Source organism: Streptomyces sp. NPDC047081 (genome assembly GCF_040643775.1).
Classification (GTDB): domain Bacteria; phylum Actinomycetota; class Actinomycetes; order Streptomycetales; family Streptomycetaceae; genus Streptomyces.
The window spans coordinates 16,532-37,519 of the sequence record NZ_JBEYUY010000004.1 but is presented as its reverse complement, the minus strand read 5'-3'; the positions used below and the strand labels follow the sequence as shown (position 1 = coordinate 37,519).

Genomic DNA, 20,988 nt, shown 5'->3' with positions numbered 1-20,988 from the left:
CCGCTCTCCCTCGTAAAGGACCTTCACCATGCGCAAGTCATCCCTTCGTCGTGCCTGTGCGGCGCTCGCCGCCGGAACCTCCCTCGCCCTCGCCCTCACCGCCTGTGGTGGGACCACCAAGAACAACTCCAAGAGTGACGACTCGGCGGCCACCTCCACCGCCAAGGCCGACCCGAACGCCGCGCTCAAGAAGGGGCTGACCGTCGGGTTCCTGCCCAAGCAGGTCAACAACCCGTACTTCACCTCCGCCGACAAGGGCGGCGAGAAGGCGCTCACCGAACTGGGCAGCAAGTACAAGGAGGTCGGGCCGTCCAGCGCCACGGACACCTCCGGGCAGGTCTCCTACGTCAACACGCTCACCCAGCAGCAGGTGAACGCGATGGCCGTGTCCGCACAGGACCCCGGCGCACTGTGCACCGCGCTGAAGACGGCGATGAAGAACGGCATCAAGGTCGTCACCTACGACTCCGACACCAAGGCCGACTGCCGCAACGCCTTCGTCTCGCAGGCCTCCGCCGAGGACCTCGGCCGCACCGAGGTGCAGCTGCTCGCCGAGCAGATCGGCTACAAGGGCGAGATCGCCATCCTGTCCGCCGCCCAGACCGCCACGAACCAGAACACCTGGATCGGGTACATGAAGGACGAGCTGAAGGACCCCAAGTACAAGAACGTCAAGCTCGTCAAGATCGCCTACGGCAACGACGACGCCCAGCAGTCCTTCCAGCAGACCCAGGGCCTGCTCCAGCAGTACCCGAACCTGAAGGGGATCATCTCCCCGACCACCGTCGGCATCAAGGCCGCCGCCCAGTACCTCTCCGGCTCCAAGTACAAGGGCAAGGTCAAGCTGACCGGCCTCGGCACCCCCAACGACATGCGCACCTACGTGAAGAACGGCACCGTCGAGGGCTTCGAGCTGTGGGACCCGGCGAAGCTCGGCGACCTCGCCGCCCGCACCGCCGTGGCGCTCGCCTCCGGTCAGATCACCGGCAAGGAGGGCGAGACCTTCAAGGCCGGCTCCACCGAGTACACCATCGGCAAGGACGGCGTGATCACCCTCGGCAAGCCGACCGTGTTCAACGCCAAGAACATCGACCAGTTCAACTTCTAGCAGGGGAGCGGTACTTCATGCAGCGCGTCTGTTTCCTCCTCAAGGTCCGCGAGGACCGGCTCGCCGAGTACCGCGAAAGACACGCCGCCGTGTGGCCGGAGATGCTCGAGGCGCTCTCCGCCACCGGCTGGCACAACTACTCCCTCTTCCTGCGCGACGACGGCCTGCTCGTGGGCTACCTGGAGACCGAGGACTTCGCCGCCGCCCAGGCCGGCATGGAGGCCGCCGAGGTCAACGCCCGCTGGCAGGCCGAGATGGCGCCGTTCTTCGAGTCGCTGGACGGCGCCCGGCCCGACGAGGCCATGAAACCGCTCACCGAAGTATTCCACCTCGCCTGACGTCCCCTTTTTCCGGAGCCGCTCATGAGAAGACGCACTGTGCTCGCGTCGGCCATACTGGCCGCCGTGGCAACGCCGGGCATCGCACGGGCCGCCGATCCCGGCCCCTCCGTAAGCAAGACGGGCAGCACTCAACTCGACTCGCAGGCCGTGTTCTTCGTCTCCTACGACGGCCTGGTCAACAACAACTCGTTCCAGAAGAACGGCCTGTTCACGTACAAGGGCTACCAGTACGCCGCCTGGTACACCTCCACGAAGTACGCCGTCATCGCCCGCCGCGTGCTGGGCGCTTCGAGCTGGTCCACGGTCACCCTGTCCCACCAGCTCAAGAGCAGCGACTCCCACAACGTCATCTCCATGGGCGTCTCCAAGGTCGACGGCCGCCTGCACATCAACATGGACTCCCACAGCGACGGCTACTTCTACGTGAAGTCAGTGGCGGGCCTGCTCGACAACCCCGGCTCCACGGCCTGGACCTCGTCCGTCTTCGGCTCCGTCCAGACCTCGTTGGACGGGCTCGCCCTCACCACACAGTTCACGTACCCGCAGTTCGTCTCCACGCCCGAGGGCAAGCTCCAGCTCAGCTACCGGGTCGGCATCTCCGGCAACGGCCGCAACGCCCTCGCGGAGTACGACGGTTCCACATGGACGGCACTGGGGGAGTGGTCCAGCTCGACGGGCACGTACACCAGCTCGCACGGCTCCTCGACCGCCCGCAACATGTACCTCCACGGCATCGACTACGACGTCAACGGCCGGCTGCACTCCTTCTTCACCTGGCGCGAGCAGAACGCCGCCGTGATGTGCAACAGCGGCGGCATCACCAACCACGACACCGGTTACGTCTACTCGACCGACCGCGGGCGCACCTGGCGCAACGACGCCGGCACCCTGGTCGCCGCCACCGGCACCTCGGACACCGTCGCCGTCACCGACTCCGGCCTGGTCGTCGACTCGCTCAACCCGGACCACTCCCTGATGAACCAGGAGAGCCAGTTCACCGACTCGGCCGGCCTCCCGCACGCGATCATCAGCTACGTCCCCGGCCGCTTCGGCCAGTGCACCACCAACTACGTCAGCGACCGCACCGCCAACGGCCGCGCCTTCCACGTCCGCAAGAACTCCTCCGGCACCTGGACGAAGACCGAGATCCCGGTCGCCCTCAACTCCAGCCAGCGCACCAAGCTGGTCCTGGACAAGTACGACAACGCCTACGCGGTCTTCCCGTACGGCCGGATCGCCGGCGCGTCGAAGTCCTCCGGGTACACCGACTGGACCCTGCTCTACGACGGCAGCGACCTGAACGCCTTCGGGGAGGTCGTCATCGACGAAATGCGGGTCAAGGCGGACAACGTGCTGTCGTTCATGTACCAGGAGACGTCGAGCGGTACGACCCCCTCGGCACTCCATGTCGTCGACTTCGCACTGCCCGCGTGACCGGCGCTGACGTGCGGGGCGATGACGGTAATGTGAAGGTCCTCTTCCCGCCGCCCCGCGTTCCTCTGGAGGTCCCTGCCTGATGGCCCAGTCGGTGGGTATCAAGGACGTCGCCCGTGCCGCCGGAGTCTCCGTCGGCACGGTGTCGAACGTGATCAACCGTCCGGACACGGTCGCCACGGAGACCCGGGCACGGGTGCAGTCCGCGATCGACCGGCTCGGGTATGTCCGCAGCGAGTCCGCGCGCCAGCTGCGCGCGGGCCGCAGCCGGATCATGGGACTGCTCGTCCTGGACATGGGCAACCCGTTCTTCGTCGACGTGGCGCGCGGTGCCGAGCGCGCCGCGCGCGAGGCCGGGCTCGGCGTGATGGTCTGCAACAGCGCGCAGAGCGCCGGCGAGGAGGCCGACTACCTCTCGCTCTTCGCCGAGCAGCGGGTGCGCGGCGTGCTGCTCACCCCCACCGACGCCTCCGGCCGCAACATCGACACGTTCCGGCGGCACAACATCCCCTTCGTCCTGGTCGACCGGGTAGCCGAGGGCACCACCGAGTGCTCGGTCTCCGTCGACGACGTGGCGGGCGGTGCCCTGGCCGTACGCCATCTGGTCGACGCCGGACACCGCTCCATCGCCTACGTCAGCGGCCCGCCCGGCCTCAACCAGGTCCGCGACCGCCGCACCGGCGCCCTGAACGCGCTCGCCGAGGCCGGGCTCGGCCCCGACCGCCTGCGCGAGCTGCCCACCGAGCGCCTCGACGTGGCCGCGGGCCGCGACGCCGGCGCCCGCCTGCTCGGCCTCGCCGACCGCCCGACCGCCGTCTTCTGCGCCAACGACCTCCTCGCCCTGGGCGTGTTGCAGGCCATGTACGCGGCCGGGATAACGGTCCCCGACGACCTCGCCATCGTCGGCTACGACGACATCGAGTTCGCCGCCGCCGCGGCCGTCCCCCTCACCTCCGTGCGCCAGCCCGCCGTCACCATGGGCGCCCTGGCCGCGGAACTCCTCCTGGAGGAGACCGAGGCGGAGACCGGCACCAAGCGGCACGAGCACCGGCGGGTCGTCCTCCAGCCGGAACTGGTCGTCCGCCGCTCCAGCCTCTCGGCCCGCTGAGCCGCCGTTCAGTACGATTTCATGATCCCAGGGGTCGGCGGGCGGACGAACTTGTGATGAAGTGGGACGCGGCCAGAAAACCGTCCGTCCCTGGAGCCCTGTTGACCGCCACGTACCGCCAGCCGGGTGTCGTCCTCACCGACCGCCACTTCACCGTGCCCCTCGACCACGACGACCCGGCGGGGGAGAGCATCCAGCTCTACGCCCGTGAGGTCGTCGCCGGTGAGAAGGCGCGCCAGGACCTGCCCTGGCTGCTCTACCTCCAGGGCGGCCCCGGCTTCGGGGCGAACCGTTTCATCGGTAAGCCTTCCTGGCTCGGTCGCGCCCTCAAGGAGTACCGCGTCCTCCTGCTCGACCAGCGCGGCACCGGCCACTCCACCCCGGCCAACCGGCAGACCCTCCCACTGCGCGGAGGCCCCGCCGAACAGGCCGACTACCTGGCCCACTTCCGCGCCGACTCGATCGTCCGCGACTGCGAGGCCATCCGCCCGCAGCTCACCGGCGGCGCCCCCTGGACCGTCCTCGGCCAGAGCTTCGGCGGCTTCTGCGCGGTCAACTACCTGTCCACCGCGCCCGAGGGCCTGGCCGCCGCCGTCATCACCGGCGGCCTGCCCTCCCTCGACGCGCACGCCGACGAGGTCTACCGGGCCGCCTACCCCCGCATCGAACGCAAGGTCGCCGCGCACTACGCCCGCTACCCGCAGGACGTCGAACGCGCCCGCCGCATCGCCGACCACCTCCTCCACCACGAGGTGACCCTGCCGAACGGCTACCGCCTCACCGCCGAGGCCTTCCAGACCCTCGGCATCCTCCTCGGCGGCAGCGAGGGCAGCCACCGCCTGCACCACCTCCTGGAGGAGGCCTTCGTCCGCACCCCGCGCGGTACGGAACTCGCCGACGCCTTCCAGGAGGACGTACAGGCGCTCCTGTCGTACGCGAGCCACCCCCTCTACGCCCTCGTCCACGAGGCGTGCTACGCCCAGGACGAGCGCCCCACCGCCTGGTCGGCCGAGCGGGTGCGCGCCGAGTTCCCGCAGTTCGACGCGGCGAAGGCGCTCGCGGGCGACGGCCCGCTGCTGTTCACCGGCGAATCGATCCACCCCTGGATGTTCGACGTCGACCCCGCCCTGCGCCCGCTGCGCGAGACCGCGGAACTCCTCGCCGCCCGCACCGACTGGACGCCCCTGTACGACCCCGCGCGCCTCGCCGTCAACGAGGTCCCGGTCGCGGCCGCCGTCTACCACGACGACATGTACGTCGACACCGCCCACTCCCTCCGGACGGCGCGCGGGATCCGCGGTCTGCGGACCTGGGTGACGGACGAGTTCGAGCACGACGGCGTACGGGCCGGCGGCCCCCGGGTGCTCGACCGGCTCCTGGCCCTCACCCGCGACGAAGCCTGAAGCGGCGGTTCCGGGCTAGCCTGCGGCCATGACCGAGCCGCAGATCACGCAACTCCAGCCCATGCCCACCGACTGGCGGCGCGCGCTCGCCGTCGTCGCGCATCCGGACGACCTGGAATACGGCTGCTCGGCGGCCGTCGCCGCCTGGACCGACGAGGGCCGCGAGGTCGCCTATGTGCTGGCGACCCGCGGCGAGGCGGGCATCGACACCCTGGAACCCGAGAAGTGCGGCCCGCTGCGCGAGCAGGAGCAGCGGGCGAGCGCGGCCGTCGTGGGCGTGTCGACGGTGGAGTTCCTCGACCACCGCGACGGCGTCATCGAGTACGGCCTCGGCCTGCGCCGGGACATCGCCGCCGCGATCCGCCGGCACCGGCCCGAACTGCTCATCACCCTCAACCACCGCGACACCTGGGGCGGCATCGCCTGGAACACCCCCGACCATGTCGCGGTCGGCCGCGCGACCCTCGACGCGGCGGGCGACGCGGGCAACCGGTGGATCTTCCCCGAGCTGGTCGAACAGGGCCTGGAGCCCTGGAACGGCGTGCGCTGGGTCGCGGTCGCGGGCTCCTTCTCGCCCACGCACGCCGTGGACGCGACACCCGGAATGGAGCGCGCGGTGCACTCGCTGCTCGAACACCGCACCTACATCGAGGTGTTGACCAGCGAGGACCCGGAGACGTACGTCCGCGGTTTCCTCACGGCGAACGCCGAGCGGACCGCCGAACGTTTCGGCGGGAAGCCCGCCGTCGCCTTCGAGGTGTTCGCCCGATAGGCCCGCGCGGGGCGGGCGACGACATGCCCGGCCGAATATTCCGGCATATGGTTCATTTCGTGAATACGAGGACAGTGCATCTGGCCGTGGCCGCCGTCCTGGCGAGCGGAGCGCTGGTGGTGTCGTGCAGCAGCGACGACAGCGGCGGCTCCAGCTCGCCGTCGGCGCGGCCGACGGCACCCGACACCGCCTCCTTCTCGGGCAACACGCCGTCCGCGCTGGAGTCCAAGGCCGCCTCCGCCCTCGCGTCGGCGCGCGCCTCGGCCTCCGCGGCGGCCGCGTCCGCCTCGGCTGCCGCGGCCTCCTTCGAGGCCTCCGTCTCGGCCGAGGTCGAGCGCGCCAACAAGGCCGCCCAGAGCGAGCTGAAGGACGTACAGGGGCAGGGCAACGCGATGTCCGAGGTCGCCATGACCGGGAAGCCGCGCGCCCAGACCGGCGGACTGCTCGCCGTCGTCGTCACCATCACCAACAAGACCGACAAGAAGGCGTCCTACGCCGTCCAGGTCGACTTCCTCGACTCCTCGGGCAAGACGGTCGAGACCCGCTATGTCGGCGCGGAGGACCTCGAACCCGGCGAGAAGGCCCAGCCCCTCGCCATCAGCCGCAAGCCTCCTGAGCCGGTGCTGACCCCGAAACTGGTGAAGGCGCAACGGTACTGACGGCGCAACAGCATTGAGGCGTACGGCGGTCAGCGGTCGGCGTTGAGCGTGTCCACCGCGCCCTGCGCGTCGCCGATCGTCGCGAAGTCCACGGCGATGAAGTTCACCGGCCGACCCCGCTCGCGCTCGCACGCGCGGACCCGGTCGAGCACGAACCGGCGGGCGTTGACCTCACCCGCGTCCAGGCGGCTGCCGCCGTCGGCCGTGATGAAGTGGTTGAGCAGGAACAGCCGTTTGCCGGTGCCGCCCCGGTGCGGGACACAGCTCATCTCGGACGGGGTGCGGAACGCGAACGGCGTCTCCATGCCGTAGCGGTAGAAGTTCCGGTACCAGGCAGCCGGGCCGTCGGCCTGCTCGGCGAAGACCACCAGCCGCCGTCCGCTGTCGATCAGCTCGCCCAGAGTCGGCCAGGGCTTCGCGGGATCGGCGTCCGGAGTGTGCACGAGATCGGTCAACCCGGCCTGCGCGAAGGCCTTTTCGGTGTCCTCGCCGCTGATCGCGTCCTGGACGATCAGGGTCACGACCTCCGTCGGATGGGCCCGCATCCAGTCGCCGAGCTGCTTCAGCGCCGGCACCAGCTCGATCGCCCCGGCCCGGCAGACCGCGTGACACAGCCACAGCCCCTCGCGCGGCGGGTTCAGCTTGGCGACGGCCGCCGCGATGAACTCCCGCTGCTCGGGCGTGAAGTCGGAGTCGGCCAGCCGCCCGGCCACCTCGTCGGGCTGTTCCCAGCGGTAGGTGTCGAGCTGCAGGGCGCGCACGCCGTCGTCCAACTGGGCCGTGATGCCGGGGTCCTGGAGCGGGCCGATGAACCGGTCGACCGTGGTCGACATGGCGTTGTGGGAGGTCAGGTAGGCGACCTCGTCGTAGGGCCGGTCGCACAGGCGGGCCTGGCCCTCGCAGAGTCGGGGCGCGCCCGAACCGGCCGTCAGCGGGACCAGCAGGATCCCGGCGACGGCGGCGCCGCTCGCGGCCAGCCCGAGGCCGCGGATGCGGGGGACGGAGAAGGCGGGCCGGGGGCGGACCTCCAGGAGCCAGCCCGCGCCCACCAGGAGCGTGCCCAGGGCCACCGGTACCAGCGCGGTGGCGAGGGCGGTGGTCGTGAAGCGGTCGAGGGCGGCGTGCTGGAGGTCGTCGACCAGCCGGGCCAGGCTCGGCGGCCAGGTCGCCGGCGGGTCGATCACCCGTCCGCCGGTGGCCAGGCGGACGACCGCGGCGGCCAGCGCACCGACCAGTCCGCCGGCGGCGATCGCCCAGCCCAGCAGGGCCAACCGGCGGGCGGGCGGTGCGGAGCTCAGGAACCACAGGGCGAGGAGGGAGCCGACGAGCAGGACGGCCGCAAGGGTCTCCGCCAGGCCGAGACCGACGGCCGTGTAGGGGCGTATGCGGTGGAGGGCGGTGAGGTCGTTGCCGGAGGCGGCCAGCGTCTGCGTGACGTCCCAGGTGGTGCCGCCCGCGGTGGCGCGCAGGCGGGCCGCCGCGTCCCGGGTGCGGTCGGTCACCACGGCGGGCGCCACGGTCGCCAGGGCCGCGGCCACGTCCCCGTCGGCCAGCGCCGCCTGCACCTCCGTGCGCAGCGGCTCCCGTTCCGCCTCGGGGACGGCGCGCAGCAGGGCGTCGGCCGCCGCGCCGGCCTGCTCGTCGGTCAGCGGAAGGCTCGGCAGGCCCTTGGGGGCGTGCCCGGCGGACACCTCGCGCAGGGCGGCCGACAGGTCGGTGGAGAACGCGTTGAAGTCGGGCTCGGCGCGGTCCTGGATACCGGAGACGAGGTCGCCGAAGTAGACCTGCGCCAGGTCGTTGAGGTTGCCGAGGAAGGGGGCGAGGTCCACCTTCAGCACGAGGTCGTCGCGGTCGCCGTTGAGGTAGCCGACCACGGCGTCGATCTGCCGGCCGGTGACATCGCGGACCGACTCCGGGGGCAGCACGAGCTTGATGTTGGAGGTCAGCTGGGCCTCCGGCACCGGCAGCCGGGCCAGCAGCGGGCGGGTGACGGCGACCGCGCGCGGATCGACCAGGACCTCGTCGTACAGGCGGTCGTACGCCTGTTCGCGATTGAGCACCGAACGGTAGAAGGAGGGCGACACGAGCGTGCTGCGGGCGGTGGCCGTGGCGATGCAGACGGCCGTGCACAGGACGGCCAGCACGAAGGCCGCGATGCGCGCCGGACTGCGGGACGGGACCGGGGCCATGGCCGAACCTCTGGATCGGTGACGCCCTCATCGTCGCGCTCCGGCATGGGCGCCGCAAACGGGGAATTCGGGGTGGGGAGGCGCACGGGCGCATGGTTTGATCAACGGGCCGCGGACGCGGCACCGGGAACGGGACGGGGGAGCGGCATGAGGGAGACGGATGTACTGGCCGGGCGTTTCGAGGAACACCGCGGCCGTCTGAAGGCGGTCGCCTACCGCATGCTCGGCTCGCAGGCCGAGTCGGAGGACGCCGTCCAGGAGGCCTGGCTCAAGCTGAGCCGCAGCGACGCGGACGGGATCGAGAACCTCGGCGGGTGGCTGACCACCGTGGTCGGACGGATCTGCCTCGACATGCTGCGCTCGCGCGGAGCCCGCCGTGAGCAGCCCATCGACGAGACGTTCGTGCCCGACCCCGTGATCAGACCGCTCTCGGAGATCGACCCCGAGGAGGAGGTGCTCCAGGCGGACTCGGTGGGCCTCGCGCTGCTGGTCGTCCTGGAGACGCTGGAGCCGGCCGAGCGGCTGGCGTTCGTGCTGCACGACATGTTCGCCGTGCCGTTCGACGACATCGCGCCGATCGTGGAGCGCAGTTCGGCGGCGACCCGGCAGCTGGCCAGCCGGGCCCGGCGCCGGGTGAAGGGCGCCACCCCGTCGGCGGACCCCGACCTGGGCCGCCAGCGGGAGGTCCTCGACGCTTTCCTGGCGGCTGCCCGCGCGGGCGACTTCGACGCGCTGCTCGCCGTCCTCGACCCGGACGTCGTGCTGCGGGCCGACTCCGGGAGGCTGGCCGTCGGACCCGCCGTGTCCAAGCTGGTGCACGGTGCGCGGTCGGTCGCCCAACAGGCCATGTTCTTCCGGCAGGCCGTGCCCGCCGCGCGGTTCGCGCTGGTCAACGGGGACATCGGCATGGTCAACGTGGTCGACGGGAAGGCCGTGTCGGTGCTGGGGGTCACGGTCTCCGGGGGCCGGATCACCCACATGTACATCCTGGCCGACCCCGAGCGGATGGCCCGCCTCCAGGTGCCCGCCCTCGACCACTGACGGGACCGGGCCCGTACCGTGTCAGGCGGCCGCGAGCAGCCGCCGCTCGCGGCGCGGGCCCACGACCCGGCCGTCGGGCAGGAGTTCACCGGTGTCGTCGAAGACGATGGTGCCGTTGCACAGCAGACTCCAGCCCTGCTCGGGGTGGGCCGACACGATGACGGCTGTTTGGTGGTCGGTGCTGTCGGCGGTGGGGCACGGGGGCTGGTGGGTGCACATGACGGTCTCCTCGTCGCGAACGGCTCCTGCCTCGTCGGCTGCTACCTCAGTGGTAGCCGAGCTTGTTTTCAGTTGTATGAGAAGACCCCCACAACGCCGGAAACTCATCGGTGAGATTCGGTTGCCGCGGTCTCGGCAAGCGGTCTCGATAAACTGTGCGACATGCAAGACCAGACAGTCGGCCGGGCCGACCTGCGCGGCGACTGCGAGCGGTGTTTCGGGCTGTGCTGTGTCGCCCTGCCCTTCGCCGCCTCCGCCGACTTCGCGCTCGACAAGCCGGCCGGCAAACCCTGCCCGAACCTCCGCGCCGACCACCGCTGCGGCATCCACGCCGAGTTGCGGCAGAAGGGCTTCAACGGCTGCACGGTGTACGACTGCTTCGGCGCCGGTCAGAAGGTCTCGCAGGTCACCTTCGGCGGGGCGGACTGGCGCACGGGTTCCCGCGAGGACGCCCGGCGGATGTTCCACGTCTTCCCGGTCGTACGGCAACTGCACGAGCTGCTCTGGTATATCGCCGAGGCGCTCGACCTGGACGCCGCCCGCCCGCTCCACGCCGAGCTGCGCCGCGCCCTGGACCGGACGGACGCGCTCACTCGTCAAACCCCGGACGAACTGGCCGAGTTGGACGTCCCGGCCCACCGCCAGGAGGTCAACGCCCTGCTGCTGAGGACCAGCGAGCTGGCCCGGGCCGGCATCCGCGGCCGCAAGAAGGACCGCCGGGGCGCCGACCTGATGGGTGCCCGCCTCAAGGGCGCCGACCTGCGCGGCGCAAGCCTCCGCGGCGCCTACCTCATCGCGGCCGACCTGGCCGGAGCCGACCTTCGGGGCGCGGACCTGATCGGCGCCGACCTGCGCGACGCCGACCTCACCGACGCGGACCTCACCGGCGCGATCTTCCTGACCCAGCCGCAGCTCAACGCGGCCCGGGGCAGCGCCGGCACCCGCCTGCCGGGCTCAGTCACGCGCCCCGTGCACTGGACAACGCGGCTCTGACGAGGCCTCGTCGATCGATTCCGCCGGGGCCGCCTTCGCAGTCGTCGCCGCCCGCCGCTCCAGATGCAGCCGCAGCCCGTCCGGCATCATCGTCAGCCGCTCCGTCACCCGCAGCCGGTAGTCCGGGTCGGCCCGCAGGTCGTAGCGGCGCAGCAGCAGGCCCAGGACCAGCGTCGCCTCGTGCAGCGCGAACTGCCGGCCGATGCACGCCCGCGCGCCCGTCCCGAACGGCTTGAAGGTGTGCGGAGCCCGAGACCGTACCGCCTTGGGGTCGAAGCGGTCCGGGTCGAAGCCCTCGGCGTCCGTGCCCCACACCTCGGGGTCCCGGTGCAGCAGCATCGTCAGGACCAGCGCCCACGCACCCCGCCGCATCGGATGGTCCCCGGCCAGCACCGTGTCCTCCCGCGCCTCCCGCGCGAAGGCCGGCGCCGTCGGCCACAGCCGCAGCGCCTCGTCCAGCACCCGGCGCACGTACCGCAACTTGGCCACTTGGTCGTACCCGGGCACCTCCGCGTCGCCCCACACGGCGTCCACCTCGGCACGCGCGCGTGCCGCGATCCCGGGGTGCCGGGAGAGGTAGTGCAGGGCGAAGGAGAGCGCGCCCGAGGTCGTCTCGTGGCCGGCCACCAGGAAGGTGATCACCTGCCGCCGTACGTTCTCGGCGGACAGCCGCTCCCCGGTCTCCGGGTGGGCCGTCTCCAGCATCCGGTCCAGCAGATCGCCGTCCCCGCCCGCCGCCCGGCGTGCACGGACCAGGTCGTCGACCGTGCTGTTGAGGTAGGCGATGTCGGCCTCGTTGCGGCGGGTGGCGTCACGCAGCAGGAACGGCGCCAGCGGCACCGGCACGGTGTTCAGGCGCTGGGCGTACGTCAGCGTGCCCACCATCGCCGAGACGAAGGGATGCGGCCGGTCGCGCTCGAAGGAGCCGAAGTCGTGCCCGAACCCGGTGCGCGCGATCGTCTCCAGCGTCAGCTTGGTCATGTCGCCGGGCACGTCCACCGACCGCCCCGCCGCCAGCTCGCGGTCCCAGTGGTCGGTGAGCCGCCCGGCCACCGCCAGCATCATCGGGTGGTAGGCCTCCATGGCCTCCCGGCTGAAACCGGGCGCCAGGACGTCGTGCGCCAGCTGCCAGTTGGGCTCGTGGTTGTACGCCGTGAACAGCCCGTCCCCGGCCACCGGGCGGAGGTTGGCGACACCGAGTCCCACGTGCTTGGCGAAGCGGGACTCGTCCGCCATGTCCGCCGCGAGCTCCGCGCCCCACACGAACACGAACTCGTTGCCGAACGCCTTGCGCCGGAAGATCGGCCCCAGCTGCCGTCCGTAACGCATCGAGTCCTGGACCGGCGTGCTCCGGTTCACGCCGAGCACGTCCCCGAGGAGCGGGACCCGGCGCGGCGGATGCGGAATGCGCCGCAGCTCGGGCCAGCCCTGCTCGGCCCCGCGGAAGCCCTTCGGCAGCGGTGCCCGTGTCGTCGTCTCCGCCATGACGCGATCTCCCTCGAACCAGCGGCAGTTGAGCCTGTTGTACGTGGGTTCAATAGCGCGACCAGTCTGATCCCGTTGTTGAACCGACGTCAAGTAAAGTGCGTGCATGTCCGCGAACCAGGGCGCGCGCACCCGGCGCCGGCTCAGCACCGAGGAGCGCCGCGAGCAGCTGCTCGCGGTGGGGGCGCGGCTGTTCTCGGAGAGCCCGTACGACGAGGTGTGGATCGAGCGGGTCGCCGAGATCGCCGGGGTCTCGCGGGGACTGCTCTACCACTACTTCCCGACCAAGCGGGACTTCTTCCTCGCGGTCGTCGAGCGGGAGAGCGAGCGGATGCTGCGGATGACGGCCGCGGTGCCGGGGGTTCCGGCCCGCGATCAGCTCACCGCGGGCCTGGACACGTTTCTCGAGTACGTCGACACCCACGCGCACAGCTTCCGCGCCTTTCATCGCGCCGACGCGGCCGGCGACCAGGCGGTGCGCCGGGTCTACCAGCGGGCGCTGGGCGCGCAGGAGCGGCAGATCCTGGCCGCGCTGGCCGAGGACCCCGAACTCGGCCCGATCGCCGGGGAGTTGCCTGATCTGAAGCTCGCGGTCCGCGGGTGGCTGGCTTTCACCACGGCGGTCTGCCTGGATTGGCTTCGGGGTTCGGATCTGACGCGCGAGCAGGTCCGCGACCTGTGCGCCCGCGCGCTGTTGGGTGTCCTCGCCCCCTGAGTGGTGGCGCTCGGCCGGCAGGGCGGTGCCGGAACTCTCACCTTGCACACGGTTGGCGTACACCCCGATCTTCGATAGGTTAGGCAAGGCTTACCTAATGAGGAGGTTCCGGGATGGGTGACAGCCAGAGCTGGACGGCCGCGCCTGCCGCGGCGGAACGAGCCCGCTCGGTGCTCGCCGTCGCATGGTCCTGCGCGGTGACCGCGGACGGCGGACGCGAGGAGTTCGTCGGCGCGCACACCGTGGACGAGGACGGCCGGGTGCATGTCCATGTGCCCGAGGACAGCGCCCTGCTCACGGCCGCGATCTGCGCGCCCCGCGGCGAGCCGAACGCCGTGCTGGAGTTCGCCGACGTCGCGCCCGTCCCGGTCCGGGGCCGTATCCGGGCCCGGCTCTGGCTCGCCGGGTACTTCGTGCCCGAGGACGACCACCTGGTCTTCCACCCCACGCGGGTGGTGCTGCGGCAGCCGTCCGGCGCCGTGGTCGTCGACCTCGACGAGTTCGCCGCCGCCGCGCCCGACCCGCTGGCCCTCGCCGAGTCCCATCTGCTGACCCACCTCGCCGACTGCCACGGCGACGCGGTCGAGCGCCTCACCCGCCTCGTCGACCACGCCAGCCTGCACGGCGCGGTGCGCGTCCAGCCCCTCGCCGTCGACCGGCACGGACTGACGCTGCGCATCGAGCGCAACCGCGCCCACGGCGACGTACGACTGCCCTTCCACACCCCCGCGGACGACGTCGGCCAGCTCACCGAGCGCATGCACGTCCTGCTCACCCAGGCGAGCGCCGCCTCCTGCCCCCGCGCCCTACAACGGCAGCGCACAGACGGCGACCGGTGAGGCGAACGGCTCACCCGCGAGCCGCAGTTCACCGCTCTCGCCGTCGACGTGGAAGACGCTGACGGTGCTCGACTTCTGGTTCGCCGCGAACAGCAGCGTCCCGTCCGGCGAGAAGGCGATCTGCCGCGGGAAGTCGCCCTCCACCGGCACGGTGCCGAGCAGGCGCAGCCGGGCGCCGTCGGCCTCGATCGCGTAGCGCGCGATGCTGTTGTCGCCCCGGTTGGCGAGAAAGGCGTACGAGCCGTCGGACGTCACCAGGATCTGCGCCGGGTAGTTGGTGCCCGCACCGGAGCCCGAGGACTGCTCCTCGCCGATCGCCAGACGGCCGGTGGACGGGCCGTACGCGCAGACCGCGACCGTGTCGTCGACCTCGTTGGCCAGATAGGCGTGGCGTCCACCGGGGTGGAAGGTGAGGTGGCGCGGGCCGGCGCCGGGCCGGGTGTGCGCCTGGGAGACCTCGGTGAGGGTGCCGCGGCGCTGGTCGAGACGGTAGGTGTAGACGGTGTCCGTGCCGAGGTCGACCGCGAGTACGTGGCCCCCGTCCGGGCTGGTGATGAACTGATGGGCGTGCGGGCCCTGTTGGCCGGGTCCGGGTGCCGGGCTCGAGTGCTTGACCAGGTCGGTGCGCTCGCCCAGCGCCCCCTCGCCGTCGATCGGGTGCACGGCCACGCTGCCCGAGGCGTAGTTGGCGCTCAGCAGCCAGCGGCCGCCCGGGTGCACGGAGAGGTGACACGGTCCGGCCCCGCCCGTGCCGCGGCTGCCCAGGACCTTGCGGTCGGCCAGGCGTACGGCGGTCACCGCGCCGTCGTCCTGCTCGTCGACCGCGTAAAGCGTACGGCCGTCCGGGTGCAGAGCCAGGTAGGACGGGTTGGAGATCCCCGTGAGGGTTCCGGTGCCGGTGATGCCGCCGGTCTCGGTGTCATACGTGGCGAGGCCGATGCCTTTGCCGCCGCCCTCGACCGAGGTGTAGGTGCCGAGGTAGAGGGGCCGGGGACCGGTGGGTGTGTTCGACGGCCGCGGCGAGGGCTGTGCCGTGGACGGCTTGGCCGAGGGCTGTTCGGTTACGGCGGCCACCGATTCCTCAGGCCCCGAGGTGCCCTTCGGCGGGGCGGGCGCGGGCAGGGCGGTGACCGCGGCCGCGCCCGCGAGCGCGCCGACGAAGCGGCGCCTGCTCCAGCCGCCGCCCGCCGCTCCTGTCCCACTGCCCATACCCGCACCTCAGATGATCGCTTGCCCCGGTCGTGACAAGCCACCATGACCCGGACCGCCCCGACCGTGCAAGAACGGCACCGGCCGTTGCGGAGGGTGCAACGGGTTGGACGGTGTCTACCAGTCGCCGTCCTCCACCGGCTTGCCCGGCGCGTCCTTCAGGGGCTTCACCTGGTGCGGTGCCGGGTCCTCCCAGGGCTCGTGGTCGTCGCCGAGCCAGTCGCCGACCGGCTTGACCGCCTCCAGCGTGTCCGTGGGGGCGAGATCCTCGGCGTCCTGGTCGTAGTAGTCGTACCAAGGCAGTCCCGCCTTGGTGTACGCCGCCCGGTCCACCGGCGACGGCGGGGGAGCCTCGCCGGTGATGCGGCGCCACTCCGGCGGCGTGACCAGATGCACGAAGACGCGCCCGGCGGGCTCCTCGGCCCAGTCCTTCAGGGACCGGTCGTCCTGGTAGACCTCCTGCCGCATCGAACCGCCGACCCCGAGCCCCATCGCGGCGGCGGCCCGTGGCCGCGCCGCCGCGGCCGGTGCGGGTACGGCGCCGGGCGCTGGCGGCGCCGACATCGGCAGCGCCGTGCCGTAGCCGCCGGCCGGCATGGTCAGTGCGCGGGTCCGCTCCGCCCGGCGCCGCTGCTCCTCGCGCCACTCGGCCAGCTTCGGCTCACGCAGCGGGAACGCCTGCAGCTGTACGCCGCCCCAGACCTCCTCGCCCGTGACCTGGCCCTCGACCGTCGCACCCAGGCCGAGCGGGACGGCCACGAACTGGCGGACCGTGCCCTTGCCGGAGTTGATCCCGTCCAGCCATGGCTGGCGGGGGAGGACCACGTAGTTCTGCGGCTTCCGGGTCAGCCGGTCGCTCCACTTCTTGCCCGAGACCGCGCACACCTTGCCCACGCCGACCTGGAGCGCGGCCGGTTCGGTCGTCCCGGCGAAGCTCAGCCACATCGCCTCGCGCAGATACACCGGCAGCATCACACCGCCCCGCGCCCGCCACTGCTCGGGCACGGTGTCCCGGTAGTCGGAGACCCGGCGGACCGGGAACTCGCCGAGGCCCGGAGGCAGCGGGTGGGTGCCCGTCTCGGGCAGCCGCAGCGTGCGGACGAACCGCACCGCCACACCGCCCGGCAGGCGCAGTGTGTTCCCGTCGATCCGCACGGTCGAGTCGCTCATCCGCCGCCCCCAAGCTTCCGGTGCCGAAGGCGTGCGCCGCCCCCGGTGACTTCGTCACCTAGAACGACGGGCGCCGTCGGCTTGGTTCCGGCGCAGCACCTCCGGCACGCGCAGCAGCCCTGAGTCGCGCAGGCTCTCGCGCATCCGGGTGATCCGGGGCATGCGCTCGCGCTGCTCCAGGGAGGCGCGGTCCAGCTCCTCCAGCAGCCGGCGCGAGCGGTGCTCGGTGTCCATCTCGTCGAGGATGCGGTTGACCTCGGTCAGGACGGCGCCGTAGAGCTGCCAGGTGCGGGCGTCGCGCTGGACCTCCTCCAGGAGCAGCTGGGCGAGCTTGTCGCGGGTGGCGGCGGCCTGCCGCAGCTCGGCGGCGAGCCGGGCCTCGGCCGACTGGGCGCTGGCACTGACGCTGGCGGTGACCAGCACCGCGAAGCTCACCACCGCGTCGGCGATCTCGGACAGCAGCCTCTCCACGGCGGCCCCCGTCTCGGGCGCGAACAGCCGGTCCGGATCGCGCTCCTTCGCCAGGTCGGTCAGAGTGCGCGCGAGCACGCGCAGGACGACCGTGCAGATCTCCAGAGTGTCCAGCCCCGTGCGCAGCACCACCCGGTGCAACAGGCCTTCACGCACGCGTGGATTGAGGCGCAGGCTGTCCTCGGCCTGTCTGAGCGCCGCGTCCACCTCGACGATGTCGTGGTCCAGCCGGCGCGCCTCGTGCAGCCGCTCCGTGGCGTGCTCGACCGGCGTACGGCCCGCGGCTTCCTCGCCCATGCGCAGCATCAGCTGCCGCACCCGCCGGGCCAGCCCCTCGATGGACTCGCCCGCCTCGTCCACCCACACCGGCGGCGCGAGCAGCAGATTGCAGCCGAGCCCGACGACCGCGCCGATGAGCGTCTCCACGATCCGAGCCCAGGCCGTGTCGCCGACGGCCGTGACCCCGAGCACCAGCATCGCGCTGATCGCCACCTCGGGCACGTACTCCTCGACCCGCACCAGCCGTCCGACCGCCAACGAGGCCACGATCAGCAGCGCGAGACTCCACCAGGTCAGGCCCACCAGCTGGCTGAAGGCGATGGCGACCAGGACGCCCGCCACCACGGAGTTGACCCGCCGGATGCCGTTGGTGAGCGTGGCGTACAGGGTGACCTGGACGACCAGCAGCGCGGTGAGCGGCGCGGTCAGCGGGGCCGCCTCCGGGCTGAGGCGCAGGGCGACGACGTACGCGACCGTCGCTGCGACCGCCGACCGCAGCGTCTGCACGACGACGGGATCCCGTCGCCGCTTCACGAACTCGACGACGGGCGCCGTCCACGCACGTACCTCTCGCACCTCGGGATGTTCCCTTTCCACGGATTCGTTCGGATGGTCATTGCGGACCGTAACTGTCCGCAAGGACCCCTAGATTGTTGGTAACGGCCGAAGGACGGCAAGAGGGGAGAACGGTGATGGCGGACACCCGAGGCTTCGAGGTTCTCACACGTGCACACACCTATCTCGCCGAGGTGGTGGCCGCGGTGCCGCAGCCGGCGTGGGGAGCGCCGACGCCGTGCACCGAGTGGACCGCACGGCAGGTCCTCAACCACGCCCGCATCGACCAGCAGGGATACGGCCTGGCGATCAACGGGGGACGGCCTGACTCCGACCCCTTCCACCCCGCCGACGCCCTCGACGGGGACCCGGCGGCCGAGCTCGAGAAGGTACTGCGGCAGGTGGCCGACGCGTACGCCGGAGTGGCCGCCGACGCCGAACAGGTGCCGACCCCGCTCGGACCGCTGCCCGCGCCGCTCGCCGCCGCGGCGGCCGCGATGGACGCGGCCGTGCACGCCTGGGACATCGCGGTCGCGACCGGGCAGGACCGGCCGCTCGGCGGGGAACTGGCCGAGGGGATCTGGCCGGTGGCGGAACGGCTCGTCGACCATCTCCGGGACTCGTACCGGGTGTTCGCCCCGGCCCGCGAGGTGCCGGACGACTACGACAGGGCCGAGGCGCTGCTCGCCTTCCTCGGCCGCGACCCGCGCTGGACCCCGGCGACGGCCTGACGCGCGCGGCGCAGCGCGCCCGAGACGACGACCAGCAGGAACAGCCCGACCAGCCAGTTGGTCACCGCGGAGAACTGGTTGACGACGAAGTCGAAGAACTGTCCCGCCAGCAGGTCCACCAGCACAGAGGCGCGCAGCAGCGAGAGGCCCCGCACCCGGTCGCCGCGCAGCCGCACCGCGCCGGCGACCGCCAGCCCCAGCATGACGGCCGAGCACACGACGAGTCCGGTCACCGCACCCCACTCCGGTTCGTGCCGCAGCCGCCCCGCGGCCAGGTCCCGGCCGACACCGACGAGCAGCACCGCACCTTGCAGCACGGTCCACGTCACCGCCGCCGACAGCGTCACGCGGTGCGCGCACAGGGCGGCTACGGCACCTCGCCCGCGCGCCATCGCGTGGCGTACGGCGTCCGGCACGCGCACGCGTGGCCGCGCCGGGGCCGTCTCCACGCACTCCAGCAGCCGCACCAGCGCCAGGTCCACGGGCCGCGTCGAGCCCTCCAACGACCGTAGAGCGGAACGCCGTTGGGCCTCACTGAGCCCTGACACGACACCCGTGAGCGCGAGGTCGGCGGCGCGTGCCGTACGCGCCGTCGGCGGACCGGGGCGCCGCACCACCCACCGGCTCAGCACCACCAGCGCGGCGAAGGCGAGGTAGATCAACCCGGCGGCGGGCCGGTAGAGATAGCCGCCGCCGTCGCTGACCACCTTGCCGATCTCGTCGATGAACAGCCCGAACCCCACCCCGCCCGCCAGCGCGCCGCACAGCCGCACCCGGCGGCCCAGGAAGACGATCAGCACCAGCAGTCCGCCCGCCATCAGCAGACCGCCCCAGAGCATGTGCGCGATGTGCAGTCCCGTGCCGTGGCCGCCGAGTTTCGGGTAGCCCATGCGGGCGAGCAGCCAGCGGGTCAGCAGCACGGTCGCGATGCCGGTGAGCAGGAACACCCGCAGATCGGTGCCGGTCGTCGCCGAGCGCGAGGGCAAACTGGGCCGCCAATTCGTCATGACAGCATGATCGCGGCCGTACGCCCCCGGGATCCATGAGGCCAACCCCCGTCTTCTCAGGGGCGTTTCGCGCACCCCGGCCCGGAGGACTCCCGGATGGTGCCCGACCCGCCCCGGCCGTCGCGGCGACGGCACCCCGCCAGGCCCTCAGGCGGGTGCGGCCGAAAAATCGCCGGAGCGGTCCGGTCGACCGTGGCAAGATCGTCCTGGCGGTGGCCGGGCACTGACGTCTCCTTACCGCCGCCCCAACGGGAAGGGGAGCCAGTGGAGTTCGGGCATGTCGAGTCGGCGCGGGCGCGGGCGGCGCTGCGCCATCTAGCCGCCCGTTCGACGGGCCCGGCCGTGAGCGCGGAAGTGCGGATCACCCTGAACTTCCACCCCGACCGGCTGATCGGCGGGCTGCCCGTGCTGGCGGCGCTGGCCCAGGACGGCGTGTACCACTCACAGTTCGTCACCGGCACCAGCAACGGCGGGCTCACCGCGCACCCCGGCGGCGACCGCTGGCGGTGGGAGAGCCGCATCTTCGGCGGTGCCTACGACGACGGGGACCCGCACGAGCGGCCCGTCTACGGCGCGCTGAACTTCCGCCGCCAAGTCGTCGGCGCCGCCCCGCGGTTCGGCTCCTCACACTTCCGGCTCACCGCCGACGCCCTCACCCGCACCACCTTCTGCTACCCCGACAGCGCCGCCGAGCCGACCGACTTCGGCGTCGCCGCCGGCATGTCCCTCATCGCACTCGCCGAGGCCGACGAGCAGGACGCCCTCAACGACTACATCGAGGCCCAGATCCACGGACGTGTCCTGCTCGACCGGCACGTGGAGGCGCTCGTGCTGGACGCGAGTTACCGCGGCACGCCCGTCGAGGCGGCGGCCCGGCAGCTGCCCTGCCCGGTGGAGTGGCACCCCGGCTACCGGCTCACCGTCGCCGAACTGCGGCGGCACGGCGACTACCGCGGGCAGGAGTACGTGGAGCTGGGCGCCCGCATCGCCCAGGACGGCCGGATCGACCCCCGGATCATCGGGGACGCGTCCCGCACCGGCCACCACGAACTCCAGGACCTGAAGATGATCTGGCACACCCTCGCCCGCTTCGGGGCACCGGAGGGGGCGGGGACGGCCCGTGCGGAGGGTGCGGGAAGCCGGGGTGCGGGTGCGGCGGTGGCGAGCGGCGCGGACGTCGGGGGAGCGGGCAGGGGTTGTGCCTCCGGGCGGGAGACCGCGGCCTGAGTCTCGGCGCGGCCGCCCCGGCCTCGTACCCAC

At 72.0% G+C, this 20,988-nt stretch carries 20 protein-coding genes; 13 read left to right on the top strand and 7 right to left on the bottom strand.

Translation table 11 applies throughout. The features are described from left to right. Nucleotides 1–28 precede the first annotated feature (28 nt). The 7 genes from rhaS (at nucleotide 29) to ABZ848_RS08435 (ending at nucleotide 6,825) form a co-directional block, all read left to right on the top strand. Nucleotides 29–1,108 carry a rhamnose ABC transporter substrate-binding protein gene (gene rhaS, locus ABZ848_RS08465; protein ID WP_360827356.1) on the top strand — a complete coding sequence of 360 codons (1,080 nt, stop codon included), beginning with the start codon at nucleotides 29–31 and terminating at the stop codon, nucleotides 1,106–1,108. Between the two features lie 17 nt (nucleotides 1,109–1,125). Then, entirely contained in the window at nucleotides 1,126–1,446 is a 321-nt protein-coding gene (locus tag ABZ848_RS08460; RefSeq protein ID WP_055635320.1) for an L-rhamnose mutarotase, read from the top strand. A gap of 24 nt (nucleotides 1,447–1,470) precedes the next feature. Beyond that, complete coding sequence (locus ABZ848_RS08455) at nucleotides 1,471–2,883, top strand: BNR repeat-containing protein (protein WP_360827352.1); 1,413 nt, start codon at nucleotides 1,471–1,473, stop codon at nucleotides 2,881–2,883. A gap of 82 nt (nucleotides 2,884–2,965) precedes the next feature. Continuing rightward, nucleotides 2,966–3,991 carry a LacI family DNA-binding transcriptional regulator gene (locus ABZ848_RS08450; RefSeq protein ID WP_360827349.1) on the top strand — a complete coding sequence of 342 codons (1,026 nt, stop codon included), beginning with the start codon at nucleotides 2,966–2,968 and terminating at the stop codon, nucleotides 3,989–3,991. A gap of 101 nt (nucleotides 3,992–4,092) precedes the next feature. Then, on the top strand, nucleotides 4,093–5,394 hold the full coding sequence (locus ABZ848_RS08445; RefSeq protein ID WP_360827346.1) for an alpha/beta fold hydrolase: 1,302 nt from the start codon (nucleotides 4,093–4,095) through the stop codon (nucleotides 5,392–5,394). A 28-nt stretch (nucleotides 5,395–5,422) separates the two neighbouring features. After that, the gene (locus ABZ848_RS08440) at nucleotides 5,423–6,166 is read left to right on the top strand and encodes a PIG-L deacetylase family protein (RefSeq protein WP_360827343.1); all 744 of its coding nucleotides are present in this window, start codon (nucleotides 5,423–5,425) and stop codon (nucleotides 6,164–6,166) included. Nucleotides 6,167–6,225: 59 nt separating this feature from the next. Then, nucleotides 6,226–6,825, top strand: coding sequence for an FxLYD domain-containing protein (locus ABZ848_RS08435; protein ID WP_360827340.1), 600 nt, complete (start codon nucleotides 6,226–6,228; stop codon nucleotides 6,823–6,825). Nucleotides 6,826–6,854: 29 nt separating this feature from the next. On the opposite strand, the gene ABZ848_RS08430 is transcribed toward ABZ848_RS08435, so the two are convergent. Continuing rightward, nucleotides 6,855–9,014, bottom strand: a complete 2,160-nt coding sequence (locus ABZ848_RS08430; RefSeq protein WP_360827337.1) for a hypothetical protein — start codon at nucleotides 9,012–9,014, stop codon at nucleotides 6,855–6,857. A 147-nt stretch (nucleotides 9,015–9,161) separates the two neighbouring features. Between ABZ848_RS08430 and sigJ the strand changes: the two genes are divergently transcribed. Further along, nucleotides 9,162–10,055 carry an RNA polymerase sigma factor SigJ gene (gene sigJ / locus ABZ848_RS08425; RefSeq protein WP_360827334.1) on the top strand — a complete coding sequence of 298 codons (894 nt, stop codon included), beginning with the start codon at nucleotides 9,162–9,164 and terminating at the stop codon, nucleotides 10,053–10,055. A gap of 21 nt (nucleotides 10,056–10,076) precedes the next feature. Here sigJ and ABZ848_RS08420 read toward each other — a convergent pair whose 3' ends face one another. Continuing rightward, nucleotides 10,077–10,274 carry a DUF5999 family protein gene (locus ABZ848_RS08420; RefSeq protein WP_360827331.1) on the bottom strand — a complete coding sequence of 66 codons (198 nt, stop codon included), beginning with the start codon at nucleotides 10,272–10,274 and terminating at the stop codon, nucleotides 10,077–10,079. Between the two features lie 162 nt (nucleotides 10,275–10,436). Between ABZ848_RS08420 and ABZ848_RS08415 the strand changes: the two genes are divergently transcribed. Beyond that, nucleotides 10,437–11,267 (top strand): pentapeptide repeat-containing protein, encoded by an 831-nt coding sequence (locus ABZ848_RS08415; RefSeq protein ID WP_360827328.1) that lies wholly within the window; start codon nucleotides 10,437–10,439, stop codon nucleotides 11,265–11,267. Here ABZ848_RS08415 and ABZ848_RS08410 read toward each other — a convergent pair. Further along, entirely contained in the window at nucleotides 11,229–12,752 is a 1,524-nt protein-coding gene (locus tag ABZ848_RS08410) for a cytochrome P450 (protein ID WP_360827326.1), read from the bottom strand. The genes ABZ848_RS08415 and ABZ848_RS08410 overlap by 39 nt on opposite strands. A gap of 106 nt (nucleotides 12,753–12,858) precedes the next feature. On the opposite strand from ABZ848_RS08410, the gene ABZ848_RS08405 reads away from it, so the two are divergent. Beyond that, a complete protein-coding gene (locus tag ABZ848_RS08405; protein ID WP_360827323.1) occupies nucleotides 12,859–13,467 on the top strand; it encodes a TetR/AcrR family transcriptional regulator in 609 nt (202 codons plus the stop codon). Between the two features lie 113 nt (nucleotides 13,468–13,580). Beyond that, a complete protein-coding gene (locus ABZ848_RS08400; RefSeq protein ID WP_360827320.1) occupies nucleotides 13,581–14,306 on the top strand; it encodes a DUF2470 domain-containing protein in 726 nt (241 codons plus the stop codon). Here the strand turns inward: ABZ848_RS08400 and ABZ848_RS08395 are convergent. The 3 genes from ABZ848_RS08395 to ABZ848_RS08385 all read right to left on the bottom strand — a co-directional run bounded on the left by ABZ848_RS08395 (nucleotide 14,274) and on the right by ABZ848_RS08385 (nucleotide 18,011). Then, the gene (locus ABZ848_RS08395; protein WP_360827318.1) at nucleotides 14,274–15,515 is read right to left on the bottom strand and encodes a lactonase family protein; all 1,242 of its coding nucleotides are present in this window, start codon (nucleotides 15,513–15,515) and stop codon (nucleotides 14,274–14,276) included. The two genes, ABZ848_RS08400 and ABZ848_RS08395, sit on opposite strands and share 33 nt — an antisense overlap. 117 nt (nucleotides 15,516–15,632) lie before the next feature. After that, nucleotides 15,633–16,685 (bottom strand): hypothetical protein, encoded by a 1,053-nt coding sequence (locus tag ABZ848_RS08390; protein ID WP_360827315.1) that lies wholly within the window; start codon nucleotides 16,683–16,685, stop codon nucleotides 15,633–15,635. Nucleotides 16,686–16,739: 54 nt separating this feature from the next. Then, on the bottom strand, nucleotides 16,740–18,011 hold the full coding sequence (locus tag ABZ848_RS08385; RefSeq protein ID WP_360827312.1) for an FUSC family protein: 1,272 nt from the start codon (nucleotides 18,009–18,011) through the stop codon (nucleotides 16,740–16,742). A 116-nt stretch (nucleotides 18,012–18,127) separates the two neighbouring features. Here ABZ848_RS08385 and ABZ848_RS08380 point away from each other — a divergent pair, with 116 nt between their 5' ends. Next, a complete protein-coding gene (locus ABZ848_RS08380) occupies nucleotides 18,128–18,721 on the top strand; it encodes a TIGR03086 family metal-binding protein (protein ID WP_360827309.1) in 594 nt (197 codons plus the stop codon). Here ABZ848_RS08380 and ABZ848_RS08375 read toward each other — a convergent pair. Further along, nucleotides 18,652–19,728 (bottom strand): hypothetical protein, encoded by a 1,077-nt coding sequence (locus tag ABZ848_RS08375; protein ID WP_360827306.1) that lies wholly within the window; start codon nucleotides 19,726–19,728, stop codon nucleotides 18,652–18,654. The genes ABZ848_RS08380 and ABZ848_RS08375 overlap by 70 nt on opposite strands. 264 nt (nucleotides 19,729–19,992) lie before the next feature. Between ABZ848_RS08375 and ABZ848_RS08370 the strand changes: the two genes are divergently transcribed. Next, a complete protein-coding gene (locus ABZ848_RS08370) occupies nucleotides 19,993–20,955 on the top strand; it encodes a DUF3626 domain-containing protein (RefSeq protein ID WP_360827303.1) in 963 nt (320 codons plus the stop codon). Nucleotides 20,956–20,988 lie beyond the last annotated feature (33 nt).

Excerpts from the sequence above, each read along its gene's own strand:
- ABZ848_RS08420 (WP_360827331.1), bottom strand. The coding sequence starts at position 10,274 with ATGTGCACCCACCAGCCCCCGTGCCCCACCGCCGACAGCACCGACCAC.
- ABZ848_RS08400 (WP_360827320.1), top strand. The coding sequence starts at position 13,581 with ATGGGTGACAGCCAGAGCTGGACGGCCGCGCCTGCCGCGGCGGAACGA.
- ABZ848_RS08440 (WP_360827343.1), top strand. The coding sequence starts at position 5,423 with ATGACCGAGCCGCAGATCACGCAACTCCAGCCCATGCCCACCGACTGG.
- ABZ848_RS08455 (WP_360827352.1), top strand. The coding sequence starts at position 1,471 with ATGAGAAGACGCACTGTGCTCGCGTCGGCCATACTGGCCGCCGTGGCA.
- rhaS (WP_360827356.1), top strand. The coding sequence starts at position 29 with ATGCGCAAGTCATCCCTTCGTCGTGCCTGTGCGGCGCTCGCCGCCGGA.
- ABZ848_RS08460 (WP_055635320.1), top strand. The coding sequence starts at position 1,126 with ATGCAGCGCGTCTGTTTCCTCCTCAAGGTCCGCGAGGACCGGCTCGCC.
- ABZ848_RS08405 (WP_360827323.1), top strand. The coding sequence starts at position 12,859 with ATGTCCGCGAACCAGGGCGCGCGCACCCGGCGCCGGCTCAGCACCGAG.
- ABZ848_RS08430 (WP_360827337.1), bottom strand. The coding sequence starts at position 9,014 with ATGGCCCCGGTCCCGTCCCGCAGTCCGGCGCGCATCGCGGCCTTCGTG.
- ABZ848_RS08390 (WP_360827315.1), bottom strand. The coding sequence starts at position 16,685 with ATGAGCGACTCGACCGTGCGGATCGACGGGAACACACTGCGCCTGCCG.
- ABZ848_RS08450 (WP_360827349.1), top strand. The coding sequence starts at position 2,966 with ATGGCCCAGTCGGTGGGTATCAAGGACGTCGCCCGTGCCGCCGGAGTC.
- ABZ848_RS08395 (WP_360827318.1), bottom strand. The coding sequence starts at position 15,515 with ATGGGCAGTGGGACAGGAGCGGCGGGCGGCGGCTGGAGCAGGCGCCGC.
- ABZ848_RS08410 (WP_360827326.1), bottom strand. The coding sequence starts at position 12,752 with ATGGCGGAGACGACGACACGGGCACCGCTGCCGAAGGGCTTCCGCGGG.
- ABZ848_RS08375 (WP_360827306.1), bottom strand. The coding sequence starts at position 19,728 with ATGACGAATTGGCGGCCCAGTTTGCCCTCGCGCTCGGCGACGACCGGC.
- sigJ (WP_360827334.1), top strand. The coding sequence starts at position 9,162 with ATGAGGGAGACGGATGTACTGGCCGGGCGTTTCGAGGAACACCGCGGC.
- ABZ848_RS08415 (WP_360827328.1), top strand. The coding sequence starts at position 10,437 with ATGCAAGACCAGACAGTCGGCCGGGCCGACCTGCGCGGCGACTGCGAG.
- ABZ848_RS08380 (WP_360827309.1), top strand. The coding sequence starts at position 18,128 with ATGGCGGACACCCGAGGCTTCGAGGTTCTCACACGTGCACACACCTAT.